The sequence below is a fragment of the Hymenobacter lucidus genome, from assembly GCF_020447265.1.
GTDB lineage: Bacteria > Bacteroidota > Bacteroidia > Cytophagales > Hymenobacteraceae > Hymenobacter > Hymenobacter lucidus.
The window spans coordinates 858,621-870,927 of the sequence record NZ_JAJADR010000001.1 but is presented as its reverse complement, the minus strand read 5'-3'; the positions used below and the strand labels follow the sequence as shown (position 1 = coordinate 870,927).

Below are 12,307 nucleotides of genomic sequence, written 5' to 3'. Positions count from 1 at the left end.
ATAACAGTTCGACTCTGCGAAAAGTGCTCTGCGGTTCGGATAGGTACGCCGCGCAGTAGATTTTGCTAGGTCAGGGTGAATACGCTCGAACTTGGGCAAGTCCGGGCGGCTGCGGTCAACTTAAGCCGGGAGGTAGTCTCGTTCTGACCTTATCTCGGAACGACGCCGGCGGCAGTAAGCATCGGTTGCCCGATCCGCATGTATTGGGAAAGACTTGAAAAGTGGCTGCCAATACCGAAGTATCAGCAGCCACTATGTTCAAACCTTAGTCAAGCGTGATTTCCAGGGCCAGACCACGCAACTCATGAATGAGTACGTTGAACGACTCGGGGATATTCGGCTTGGGCAGTACGTCGCCTTTCACAATGGCTTCGTAGGCCTTCGCACGACCCACCACGTCATCCGACTTCACCGTCAGAATTTCCTGCAGCACGTTCGAAGCGCCGAAGGCTTCCAGGGCCCACACTTCCATTTCACCGAAGCGCTGACCACCGAACTGCGCCTTACCACCCAGCGGCTGCTGCGTGATGAGCGAGTACGGCCCGATGGAGCGGGCGTGCATCTTGTCGTCGACAAGGTGACCCAGCTTCAACATGTAGATAACGCCTACGGTTACGGGCTGGTCAAACTGCTGACCAGTCAGACCATCGTGCAGGTACGAACGACCGAACGTTGGCAACCCAGCTTCCGTCAGTTCCTTCGACACTTCCTCTTCGGTAGCACCGTCAAAAATTGGCGTAGCGTAGGTGCGGCCCAGCTTGAGGCCGGCCCAGCCCAGTACGGTTTCGTAAATCTGCCCGATGTTCATCCGGCTTGGTACACCCAGCGGGTTCAGCACGATGTCCATTGGCGTACCATCGGCCAAGAAAGGCATGTCCTCATCGCGCACGATGCGGGCTACTACCCCTTTGTTACCGTGACGACCTGCCATTTTATCACCCACCTTCAGCTTGCGCTTTTTGGCGATGTATACTTTAGCGAGCTGCACGATACCGGCTGGCAATTCATCACCAACTTCCAGCGTGAACCGGTCGCGCTTGAAACGAGCGGTGATAGTGTTGCGCTTCTTGGCGTAGTTCTTCACCATCTGCAGCACCATGCCATTCACTTTCTCGTCGGCGGTCCAGCCTTCTAGGATCAGATCCTTGAACATGTTGACCTCCTCCGGAACAGCGTAGTTACTCTCGTCCTTATAAGGGTTCTTCTCGGGGAACAGCGCATCAGCAATGTTCTTCTTCCCGAATTTTACGCCCTTGGTCAGGATTTCGTCGCCAAACTTGTGCCGTACGCCTTGCGACGTCTTGCCTTCCAGCAACTGCACTAGCTTGTCGATCATTACGGCTTTCACACCGCGGAGCTCCTTGGCATAGGCATCCTTGAGTTCTTCCACTTCCTTCTTCGACTTGGCCCGCAGGTTTTTGTCTTTCTTCGGACGAGAGAACAGCTTGGTACCGATAACCACACCCTGCAGGGATGGCGGCGCCTTAAGGGAAGCGTCTTTCACATCGCCGGCTTTGTCACCAAAGATGGCGCGGAGCAGCTTCTCTTCTGGGGTCGGGTCGGTTTCGCCTTTCGGCGTAATCTTACCGATCAAAATGTCGCCTTCCTTCACCTCAGCACCCAGACGGATGATACCGTTGTCATCGAGGTTGCGAACGGCTTCTTCGCTTACGTTCGGAATTTCCGACGTTAGCTCTTCCTCGCCGCGCTTGGTTTCCCGCACTTCGAGTTCGAACTCTTCGATGTGAATCGAAGTGAAGATGTCGTCCCGTACTACCCGCTCCGAAATAACGATGGCATCCTCGAAGTTGTAACCCTGCCAGGGCATGAAGGCCACCTGCATGTTACGACCCAGAGCCAGCTCACCATTGTTGGTGCCGTAGCCTTCGCACAGTGGCTGACCCTTTGTCACGCGCTGACCGCGCTTCACGATTGGGGTCAGGTTGATGCAAGTATCCTGGTTGGTGCGACGGAACTTGATCAGATCGTACGAAATCTTCTCCGCGTCGAAGCTCACCAGAATGTCGTCCGACGTCAGATCGTATTTCACTACAATCTTGTTGGCATCCACGTAGTCGATAACACCGTCGCCTTCCGCCACCACGAGGGCACGGGAGTCAATAGCAGTACGGCCTTCCAGACCCGTACCCACAATGGGAGCCTGCGGGCGGAGCAGCGGTACAGCCTGGCGTTGCATGTTCGAACCCATCAGGGCCCGGTTGGCGTCATCGTGCTCCAGGAACGGAATCAGCGAAGCAGCCACCGATACAATCTGGTTCGGCGCTACGTCCATGTAGCTGTACTCACCGGGCTCAACCACGGGGAAGTCACCTTCGAAACGGCCTTTTACTAGGTCGTTGATGAAGTTACCGTTCTCATCGATCCGGGCGTTAGCCTGGGCAATGTGGTGGGTATCTTCTTCTTCAGCCGTTAGGTATTTCACGTTCGAGCTGGTATCCACCTTGCCGCTCTCTACCGTGCGGTAGGGCGTTTCGATGAAGCCCATCGAGTTCACCCGGGCGTGCACGCACAGCGACGAAATCAGACCAATGTTTGGTCCTTCCGGCGTTTCGATGGTGCACAGGCGGCCGTAGTGCGTGTAGTGAACGTCACGTACTTCGAAACCAGCCCGTTCGCGCGACAGACCTCCCGGCCCCAGTGCGGATACGCGACGCTTGTGCGTCACCTCCGCCAGCGGGTTGGTCTGGTCCATGAACTGCGACAACTGGTTGGTGCCGAAGAACGAGTTGATAACCGACGACAGCGTACGAGCGTTGATTAGATCAACGGGCTTGAAGTCTTCGTTGTCCCGCACGTTCATGCGCTCCTTGATGGTACGAGCCATCCGGGCCAGGCCGACGCCGAACTGGGCGTACAGCTGCTCCCCTACGGTACGTACCCGACGGTTTGACAAGTGGTCAATGTCGTCGACTACTGCCTTCGAGTTGATCAGGCCAATCAGGTACTTCACGATCAGGACGATGTCCTCATTGGTTAGTACCCGAGCTTCCCAATTCTTGTCGAGGCCCAGCTTCTTATTGATACGGTAGCGGCCTACGTCACCAAGGTCGTAGCGCTTATCCGAGAAAAACAGCTTTTGGATGATGTCGCGGGCAGTTTCTTCGTCGGGAGCTTCCGTGTTACGGAGCTGACGATAGATTTGCTCCACGGCTTCCTTCTCCGAGTTGGAGTTGTCTTTCTGCAACGTGTTGTAAATAATTGCGAAGTCCGCAATGTTCACGTTCTCACGGTGCAGAATAACCGACTTGGCTCCAGCGTTCAGGATGGTGTCAATGTCGTCCTCCTCGATGGTCGAGTCGCGCTCCAACAGCACTTCGTTGCGGTCGATAGATACCACTTCACCGGTATCCTCGTCCACGAAGTCTTCCGTCCAAGTGCGCAGCACCCGGGCAGCCAGCTTCCGGCCGACGGCTTTCTTCAAAGCCTTCTTCTCAGCCTTCACTTCCTCCGACAAACCGAACAGGTCCAGAATGTCTTTGTCGGTGCCGTAGCCGATAGCGCGCAGCAGCGTCGTAACCGGGAATTTCTTCTTCCGGTCGATGTAGGCGTACATCACGTTGTTCACGTCCGTGGCAAATTCAATCCACGAACCTTTGAACGGAATGATACGGGCCGAATAAAGCTTCGTACCGTTGGTGTGCTTGCTCTGGGCAAAGAACACACCGGGCGAACGGTGAAGCTGCGAAACGATAACCCGCTCGGCGCCGTTAATCACGAACGAGCCTTTTTCGGTCATGTAGGGAATATTTCCCAAGAACACTTCCTGCTCAATCGTTTCGAAATCCTCGTTGTCCGAGTCATTGCAGACCAGGCGCAACTTAGCTTTCAGCGGAACTGAATACGTCAGGCCACGGTCGATACACTCGTCTACCGAATACTTCGGCGGATCGACGTGGTAGTCCATGAACGTCAGTACAAAGTTCTCGCGCGAATCCGAGATGGGGAAGTTCTCGGCGAAAACCTTGAACAGGCCCTCGTCGGTGCGGCTTTCGGCCGCCGTCTCCAGCTGGAAGAAATCCATAAACGAGCGAACCTGCACGTCCAGGAAATCCGGATACTCGATAACTTTCTTAATCTTGGCGAAATTGATTCGCTCGTCGGCTTTCTGCAAAGCCTGTGCTTTCGGTGTAGCCAATGCGTTGAAGGTTAAAAATGGACACTGAAGCGTACTATACTATCGGCAAACGCTGCCGCGCCCTCGTCCGTTACCCGTAGGCACAAAAAGCCGCAATGCGGCGTCTGGGGGCAATCTGGTAAAGCTCGTAGCCTACAAACAGGAAAAGACCTGGCTTAGTTGCCAGGCCTATCCATGTTTCTAAGAGAAAAGCGCGGGGCAGCTTACTTAACTTCTACTTCAGCGCCAGCCTCTTCCAGTTGCTTCTTCAACGAATCAGCTTCGTCTTTAGCAACACCTTCTTTCAGGGCCTTAGGAGCACCGTCAACCAGTTCTTTGGCTTCTTTCAGGCCCAGACCGGTCAGGTCTTTCACCAGTTTCACCACAGCCAGTTTGCTTGCGCCAGCCGACTTCAGGATTACGTCGAACGACGTCTTCTCCTCAGGAGCGTCAGCAGCAGCAGCACCACCACCAGCTACCATTACGGGAGCAGCAGCAGCAGGCTCAATGCCATACTCGTCCTTCAGGATCGTAGCCAGTTCGTTTACTTCTTTCACCGTCAGGTTAACGAGCTGCTCAGCGAATGCTTTCAAATCTGCCATTTCTGTAGATTGTTAAAAAAAAGGGGTTGTTGAATTTGAATTGAGGGGAAAAAGATGGGCGGCAATTAAGCAGCAACCTCTTCTTTTTCGGAAAGCGTCTTGAGGATACCAGCCAGTTTGTTGCCACCACTCGACAGAGCACTGATAACATTCTTGGCAGGCGACTGGAGCAGACCGATAACTTCACCGATAAGCTCATTTTTGCCTTTCAGCGTGCTCAAGGTTTCGAGTTGCTCAGCACCCAAGTAGATGCTGGCGTCGATGTAAGCACCCTTCAAAGCTGGCTTTGGAACCGCGTTTTTGCTGTAGTTCTGAGCTTTGTAGAAGTCTTTCAGCAGCTTGCCGGGAGCATTGCCAGCCTCTTTCGAGAACAGCACACCCGACTGGCCTTTCAGCGCAGCATCCAACTCAGCCGTATCGGTGCTCAACGTATCGAGCGCCTTGCGGATCAGCGTGTTTTTGTACACTTTGAACTCCAAGCCGCGCGTGAAGCACAGGCGACGGAATTCGTTGATTTTCGCCACCGACATTCCCGACGCATCGGCAATGTAGAACGCGTTGTGCGATTGAAACTTTTCGCTCAACTCGTCGACGAGGACTTGTTTTTCTTCCCTTGTCATATCTCGTTGATTGTGAATTAAGCGGAAGTAACCGAAGTGTCAACCGGAACGCCGGGGCTCATCGTGCTGCTCAGCGTGATGCTCTTGATGTAGGTACCTTTAGCCGAAGAAGGCTTCAAACGCGTCAGCGTCTGGATTACTTCGATGGCGTTTTCCGCCAGCTTCTGGTCATCAAAAGATACTTTGCCGATGCTGGTGTGAATGATACCGGTTTTGTCAACTTTGAAGTCGATTTTACCAGCCTTCACTTCCTGCACTGCCTTGGCTACGTCGGTCGTTACCGTACCCGACTTCGGGTTTGGCATCAGACCACGGGGACCAAGTACGCGACCTAGCCGACCAACTTTAGCCATTACCGACGGCATCGTGATAATCACGTCGATGTCAGTCCAGCCTTTCTCGATTTTCGAGATATAGTCGTCCAAGCCTACGAAATCAGCGCCGGCTGCGGTAGCTTCGGCTTCCTTGTCAGGAGTTACCAAAGCCAGAACGCGTACGGTTTTGCCGGTACCGTGGGGCAGCGTGGCGACGCCACGTACCATCTGGTCGGCTTTACGGGGGTCAACGCCCAGACGTACGTCGATATCAACAGAGGCGTCAAACTTGGTGTAGGTAATGTCCTTCACCACTTTGGCAGCCTCTACCAAGTTGCGTACTTGCGTCAGGTCGTGTTTGGCAAGGGCTTCCTTGCGCTTTTTGCTAACGTTTGCCATCAGTCTTGTTCTCCTTTAAAGTTATTCAGCAAAGGGAGAATCGCCCTTGATGGTAATACCCATGCTGCGGGCCGTACCAGCTACCGACTTCATAGCCGACTCCACCTTGAAGGCGTTCAGGTCAACCATTTTAGTTTCAGCGATGGTGCGGATTTGGTCCCACGTAACCGAACCTACCTTGTTCCGGTTAGGCTCTTTCGAACCACTTTGGAGCTTGGCAGCTTCCAGCAGCATTACTGGCGCTGGAGGGGTTTTCACCACGAAGTCAAACGACTTGTCGGTGTACATGGTGATCAATACGGGACATACTTGGCCGGCCTTATCCTGGGTGCGAGCGTTAAACTGCTTGCAGAATTCCATGATGTTAAGGCCTTTGCTACCAAGTGCAGGTCCAACCGGCGGCGAAGGATTCGCAGCGCCTCCCTTTATCTGAAGCTTCAGATAACCTCTAATTTCTTTGGCCATTGGTTTGAAAGGCTTCGGGCTGTCTGTCGTAACACAGGCAGCCCTCCGTTTTATTTTGTTTGTGCTCTAGTGGAAGCACCGCCGGCTCAGAGCGAATAACCGACGACGTTCTTTGCAGAGAGTAGACTAGAGAGCTGAGAAGCAGGAGAATTCCCTTGCTTCTCAGCTCTCAAAGTATACTGCTGACTTATGATTCTTTTTCGACCTGAGTATAGCTAAGCTCCATGGGAGTGCTACGGCCGAATATTTTGACAATAACGTTGAGCTTCTTACGCTCTTCAAACACTTCCGAGACGTTGCCCGAAAAGCCACTGAAGGCACCGTCTACTACTTTTACCAGTTCGCCTACCACAAATGGTGTTTCGAGGCTGGCCGTTTCTTCTTCAGCTTCGTCGACGATGCCCAGAATCCGATTTACCTCAGCCAGACGCAATGGAATTGGCTTGGTGTTGGTGCTTTTGCCTTCTTTGTCGCTCAGGAAACCAATTACGCCGGGAGTGCTGGTAATAATGTGGTCAACTTCGCCGTGCGATAGATCAGCGTGGATCAGGATGTAACCGGGGAAGAAGTTCCGCTCCCGAACTCGCTTCTTGCCGTTACGCATTTCGTAAACCTTCTCGGCCGGAATCAACACCTGGGGTACCAGTTCCGAAAGACCATGACGGCCAATTTCGGTTTCCAAGTACTGCTTAGCCTTCTTCTCCTGTCCGCTAACCGAACGAACTACGTACCACTTCAACTCTCCCATCTCTGCTGAATTCGATTAACGGAATGAGTTGTAAAACGCTTCGAGGCCAGTTTTGAACACAATGTCCATAATACCCACGACGGCGGCAAATACGAGCGAACCAATGAGCACCAGTCCGGCACTCTTCTGCAGTTCCTCAAAAGAAGACCACGTTACTTTGTAACGCATCTCCTCCGTGGTATCGCGGAAATATTTCGTCAGCTTGCTCATGGTGCCGGGTTTGGCTTTAGCTATTGCGGTCAGTTGCGCATGACCATTACTTGCACGGGCGGAGAGATTCGAACTCCCATCAAAGGTTTTGGAGACCTCTATTCTACCCTTGAACTACGCCCGTGGATGCGTGTTAAATCCAGTAAAGCCGGATTGGGACTGCAAATGTACTGAACTCTTTATACAAAACAAATCCGCCCCTGAAAAAATCAGAGGCGGATTGTCTTGATTTACTAGATTCTAGAGAGAAACTAGTCGAGGATTTCGGTAACCTGACCGGCACCTACCGTACGGCCACCTTCGCGGATAGCGAAACGCAAACCTTTTTCCATTGCCACCTTGCTGATCAACTCAACCTGGATGGTGATGTTGTCACCGGGCATTACCATTTCAACACCTTCTGGGAGGGTGATGATGCCAGTAACGTCGGTGGTGCGCAGGTAGAACTGCGGACGGTAGTTGTTGAAGAAAGGCGTGTGACGGCCACCTTCCTCTTTCGAGAGAACGTAAACCTCAGCCTTGAACTTCTGGTGGGGAGTTACCGAGTTAGGCTTGCAGATAACCATACCACGACGGATGGCTTCTTTTTCAATGCCGCGCAGCAACAGACCTACGTTGTCACCAGCTTCGCCACGGTCAAGAATCTTGCGGAACATCTCAACACCGGTTACGGTCGACTTCAGGCCGGGGGCAGCGCCCATGCCCAGGATGTCAACTTGCTCACCCGAGTTGATGATACCACGCTCGATACGGCCGGTAGCAACCGTTCCACGACCCGTGATAGAGAATACGTCCTCTACTGGCATCAGGAAGGGCAGATCGGTCAGACGAGCCGGAATTGGAATGTAGCTGTCAACAGCGTCCATCAGCTCCTCGATTTTCGGAACCCAGTTGGCATCACCATTCAGGCCACCCAGAGCCGAGCCCTGAATTACGGGAATGTTGTCGCCGTCGAAGTCGTAGAACGAGAGCAGTTCGCGGATTTCCATTTCCACGAGCTCGAGCAGCTCGGGGTCATCCACCATGTCCACTTTGTTCATGAACACAACCAGCTGAGGAACACCTACCTGGCGAGCCAGCAGGATGTGCTCACGGGTCTGGGGCATTGGGCCGTCGGTAGCAGCTACTACGAGGATAGCGCCGTCCATCTGGGCAGCACCCGTAACCATGTTCTTCACATAGTCAGCGTGACCAGGGCAGTCAACGTGGGCGTAGTGACGGTTTACGGTCGAGTACTCAACGTGAGCCGTGTTGATCGTGATACCACGCTCTTTTTCTTCGGGAGCGTTATCGATCGACGAGAAGTCACGCTTAGCGGCCAAACCTTTGTTCGCCAGTACCGTGGTGATAGCAGCGGTCAGGGTGGTTTTGCCGTGGTCGACGTGCCCGATCGTACCGATGTTCACGTGCGGCTTGGAACGATCAAAATTTTCTTTGGCCATTGTAAAGAGATTAAAAGAGGATTTGTGGGATGAGAGGAAAAACGCGACTGAACTATACTACAAGAAAGCGAAACGCAGCTCCACCTATGGTTCTGCACGTCGCTTTGCCTGTTTGACAGATCCAAACAGGGCAGTCGCGCTGCTCCGTCGGTATTCGTAATGTAATTGTGAGCCATTTATGGGATTTGAACCCATGACCTCTTCCTTACCAAGGAAGTGCTCTACCACTGAGCTAAAACGGCTTATGTTTGAAAAGTTGAGCGGGAGACGAGGTTCGAACCCGCGACCTGCAGCTTGGAAGGCTGCCGCTCTACCAACTGAGCTACTCCCGCGTTTGCGAAGTAGTGAACCTGCACCCAAGGGCACAAGTTCACTCTTACGCTAAATCACTATTTCACTACTGTGGGGGTAACAGGACTCGAACCTATGAACCCGAAGGAGGTGAGTTACAGTCACCCGCAATTGCCGCTATGCGATACCCCCAGTTTGTTTTTCAGCACCGTTTGTGCTGAGCTTTTCCCTTTCGTTAACACCCTTAAAAAGTGGGGTGGTTGCTAAAGGAGTTGCAAAATTAGTGGCTTTCTGATGCAAGTCAAGCCTATCGGCAAAAATCGTTGCAATATTTTTCTAGCGAGTCGTTCATCATTTCCTCGCAACGAAAGCTAAGAGGCTGATTTTAGCGGACTAACGCTGGTGAAACAGACACGAACAGCCCGGTACATTTTTTTCTGTTTTTTTATTGCAGCAGGCTATAGAAAGCTTTTAGTTGGCTATCCTTCTCCTTGGCTTTGATATCCTGCAGTAAAGGCTTCAAACTCGGCGTACTTGCCACCAAGGTATTGAGGGCCCGGTAAGCGCCCAGCTTTACGGCGTAGTTACGGTGAGTGCGGGCCAAAACTTCCAGTCGCTGAATTCCCTTCTCCCGCTCGATGGGCGGAATGCGCGTCATAAGCGTACCGAAGTTCTGTAGGTAGTTGTAGAGGTCATCTTCTGGTACATCGTTCAGGCGGCGCAGAAACCACGGGTACTGGTCGAGGTTGCCGTTGAGCGAGTAATAGTTGGCCAACGAGCTTAGAATCGTGGGGCTACTGGTTTCCTGCAGCGCATTGATTCGGTCCCGTGTGTCGACAGTTGGGGCCTTGGTCAGCGCATCGATGGCCGCTCCGGCTACTAGGTAGGAGCTGTCATTGAGGGCTACGCTATAGACGTCACTGAAATCCTCGTTGGGAAAAGTCGACAGTGTACCAAGAGCGGTGGCCCGCACCTGGCTCTTGACGTCGCCGGCGGCTACGCGCTTAATGTCCTTGCGAATGGCATTGCCTTCAGGGCCTTTATACTTACGTAGAGCTTCTAGGGCAGCATTACGGACGGCCCAGAAATTGTCATTCAACGCGTTGCGCAGCATGCCGCTCACTGCCAAGTCACCGACTTTGCTGCGTAGCCCGTCAATTGCCTCGTATTTCTGCAGATAGCTGCGGGCGTTGTAGTACTGAAATAAAAGCTCGTCCTGACTGCGCTCCTCCTGAGTTTTGGCCAGCAGTTGGCCTTCGGAATCAAACTTGACAAGGTTGGGACGCTGCGGGGCGGCCCACTGAAAGGTTTGGTCGGCTTTAGTAACGACGATGCGCGTATCGGTAGCTTGCTTGTTAATCCAAGTAGTGACCGTGACGGGCAGGCGGTAGATGGGTACGAACGTGGAATCTTGTAGCTGCTGCACGCGCATTGTGACCTGGCCATTAGCGTAAGAGTGCGTGACGCGCAACTCGGGGTGACCTCGCTGCATAAACCACTGGTCGAAGAACCACATCAGATCCTCGCCGGTAGTTTCTTCGAAGGCGATGCGCAGCTTGGCTATTTCCGAGGCTGAAAACTTGTTGGTGGTCAAGTAGCGGTTCAGGGAGGCAAAGAAGGCGTCGTCGCCGACCTGCTTGCGCAGCATATGCAGCACCCGGCCGCCTTTATCGTAGGAATGACGGTCGAACATATCCTCCCGCTCGGCATAGCGGTAGCGAATCAGCGGTTCCCGCTTGCTTTCGGCTTCAGTCAGATACTGGTTCAGCTTTTCCTGCTGAACCAATTCCGCCGCATCGGCTCCATACTTGAATTCAGCCCAGAGTAGCTCAGAGTAATCAGCAAAGGCCTCGTTCAGGGGCAGATTTGACCACGACTCAGCTGTAACGTAATCGCCGAACCACTGGTGGAACAGCTCGTGAGCAATGGTGCCTTCCGTAATGTAGGTTTTGTCGAGCAGTTCGCGGGGTGTCAGCTGGGTCCACTCCTGCCGAATGGTTGTGGCTGAAGTATTTTCCATGGCGCCCGACACAAAGTCGCGGATGGAAACCTGCGCGTATTTCTCCCACGGATACTCAACGCCCAGCTTCTTGGAGAAGAAGTCGAGCATGGCTGGCGTATTGCCAAAGACCGTTTTGGCCGTGCCCTGAAACTTAGGCTCGACGTAGTAGTCAACTGCTTTGCCGTGCCAGGAGTCGTTGACGACGGCAAAATCACCCACAGCCATCATCGTCAGGTACGGTGCGGCGGGCAGGCTTTGTTTCCACACGTCGGTGCGAGTACCGTCGGCATTCTTCTTGGAAGAAATCAGCAAGCCGTTGGAAAGCGTCTTGTACTGCGCGTCCACCGTCATGGCAATTTCCTGGGTCATGCGCTGGTTGGGCTTGTCAATAGTCGGAAACCAGCAAGAATTGGCTTCCGTCTCGCCCTGGGTCCAGAGTTGCTTGGGCTTGTTCTTATCAGTGCCGAGCGGGTTGATGAAGTACAGGCCCTTGTTGCCGGTAATGGCCGCGCTGCCGCCCGCTTCCAGCTCGTTGGGCTTGGCCGTGTAGCTGATGCGGATCTGATAGGACTCTGTGCGGGTGTACTGCCGGTCAAGGTTGACCGTTATTTTGCGCTTGTCGTAGCCGTAGTTGAGGTTTTTCTCCTTGCCGGCCGTTACCAGCCGTACGCTTTTTATATCGAAGCCTTTGGCATCGAGCACCACTTGGCTCTGAGGATAGAAGTGCGGACGCAGGGTGAGGGCTGCCGTGCCCAGTAGCCATTGCTTGGCCCAGTCGAAGCGCACGTCGAGCTTGGTATCGAGCAAGTCGGTAACGATAGTAGCGGCGGGCTGCACCGGATTAGTCGGTGGCAGCCACGAAGGCACAATGATGGTGCTAGTAGCAGACTCCGTGACGGGCAGGTCGGCAGCAGGCGCGGTTTTTTTACGTGCGGCCGGCTTCTGGGAAGAAGGCTTGGCCGTTTTCACGGACTGCGCCGGCGCTGTCAGATGGCACGTAAGGACCAGGCCAAGGATGCCGAGGACCGAATATTTCATGCAGAGTGGCAATAGGGGTATGTGGGCTAAAGTTCCGAAAA

General features: G+C 53.5%; 9 protein-coding genes and 4 tRNA genes. All 13 read right to left on the bottom strand.

What is annotated here, in order from left to right; translation table 11 throughout:
- Nucleotides 1–265: 265 nt before the first annotated feature.
- A complete protein-coding gene (gene rpoB, locus LGH74_RS03655; protein ID WP_431357437.1) occupies nucleotides 266–4,156 on the bottom strand; it encodes a DNA-directed RNA polymerase subunit beta in 3,891 nt (1,296 codons plus the stop codon).
- A 203-nt stretch (nucleotides 4,157–4,359) separates the two neighbouring features.
- Entirely contained in the window at nucleotides 4,360–4,737 is a 378-nt protein-coding gene (rplL, locus tag LGH74_RS03650) for a 50S ribosomal protein L7/L12 (RefSeq protein ID WP_226172087.1), read from the bottom strand.
- A 65-nt stretch (nucleotides 4,738–4,802) separates the two neighbouring features.
- Nucleotides 4,803–5,357: a 50S ribosomal protein L10 gene (gene rplJ, locus LGH74_RS03645; protein WP_226172084.1), complete on the bottom strand. Its 555-nt coding sequence runs from the start codon at nucleotides 5,355–5,357 to the stop codon at nucleotides 4,803–4,805.
- Nucleotides 5,358–5,374: 17 nt separating this feature from the next.
- Nucleotides 5,375–6,070, bottom strand: coding sequence for a 50S ribosomal protein L1 (gene rplA / locus LGH74_RS03640; protein WP_226172081.1), 696 nt, complete (start codon nucleotides 6,068–6,070; stop codon nucleotides 5,375–5,377).
- A gap of 21 nt (nucleotides 6,071–6,091) precedes the next feature.
- Nucleotides 6,092–6,535: a 50S ribosomal protein L11 gene (gene rplK, locus LGH74_RS03635; protein WP_226172078.1), complete on the bottom strand. Its 444-nt coding sequence runs from the start codon at nucleotides 6,533–6,535 to the stop codon at nucleotides 6,092–6,094.
- Between the two features lie 187 nt (nucleotides 6,536–6,722).
- Entirely contained in the window at nucleotides 6,723–7,283 is a 561-nt protein-coding gene (nusG, locus tag LGH74_RS03630) for a transcription termination/antitermination protein NusG (RefSeq protein WP_226172072.1), read from the bottom strand.
- 15 nt (nucleotides 7,284–7,298) lie between these two features.
- Nucleotides 7,299–7,493 (bottom strand): preprotein translocase subunit SecE, encoded by a 195-nt coding sequence (gene secE, locus LGH74_RS03625; protein WP_135464436.1) that lies wholly within the window; start codon nucleotides 7,491–7,493, stop codon nucleotides 7,299–7,301.
- 53 nt (nucleotides 7,494–7,546) lie between these two features.
- A tRNA-Trp gene (locus LGH74_RS03620) sits at nucleotides 7,547–7,617 on the bottom strand.
- Between the two features lie 127 nt (nucleotides 7,618–7,744).
- Nucleotides 7,745–8,935, bottom strand: a complete 1,191-nt coding sequence (gene tuf / locus LGH74_RS03615; protein WP_226172069.1) for an elongation factor Tu — start codon at nucleotides 8,933–8,935, stop codon at nucleotides 7,745–7,747.
- 170 nt (nucleotides 8,936–9,105) lie between these two features.
- A tRNA-Thr gene (locus tag LGH74_RS03610) sits at nucleotides 9,106–9,177 on the bottom strand.
- Nucleotides 9,178–9,194: 17 nt separating this feature from the next.
- Nucleotides 9,195–9,267 (bottom strand) — tRNA-Gly (locus tag LGH74_RS03605).
- A gap of 71 nt (nucleotides 9,268–9,338) precedes the next feature.
- Nucleotides 9,339–9,418 (bottom strand) — tRNA-Tyr (locus LGH74_RS03600).
- Between the two features lie 253 nt (nucleotides 9,419–9,671).
- A complete protein-coding gene (locus LGH74_RS03595; RefSeq protein WP_226172065.1) occupies nucleotides 9,672–12,266 on the bottom strand; it encodes a M1 family aminopeptidase in 2,595 nt (864 codons plus the stop codon).
- Nucleotides 12,267–12,307 lie beyond the last annotated feature (41 nt).

Bases quoted from the DNA above. Each gene is read 5' to 3' on its own strand.
- rplL (WP_226172087.1), bottom strand. From the start codon at position 4,737: ATGGCAGATTTGAAAGCATTCGCTGAGCAGCTCGTTAACCTGACGGTG.
- rplJ (WP_226172084.1), bottom strand. From the start codon at position 5,357: ATGACAAGGGAAGAAAAACAAGTCCTCGTCGACGAGTTGAGCGAAAAG.
- rplA (WP_226172081.1), bottom strand. From the start codon at position 6,070: ATGGCAAACGTTAGCAAAAAGCGCAAGGAAGCCCTTGCCAAACACGAC.
- rplK (WP_226172078.1), bottom strand. From the start codon at position 6,535: ATGGCCAAAGAAATTAGAGGTTATCTGAAGCTTCAGATAAAGGGAGGC.
- nusG (WP_226172072.1), bottom strand. From the start codon at position 7,283: ATGGGAGAGTTGAAGTGGTACGTAGTTCGTTCGGTTAGCGGACAGGAG.
- secE (WP_135464436.1), bottom strand. From the start codon at position 7,493: ATGAGCAAGCTGACGAAATATTTCCGCGATACCACGGAGGAGATGCGT.
- tuf (WP_226172069.1), bottom strand. From the start codon at position 8,935: ATGGCCAAAGAAAATTTTGATCGTTCCAAGCCGCACGTGAACATCGGT.
- LGH74_RS03595 (WP_226172065.1), bottom strand. From the start codon at position 12,266: ATGAAATATTCGGTCCTCGGCATCCTTGGCCTGGTCCTTACGTGCCAT.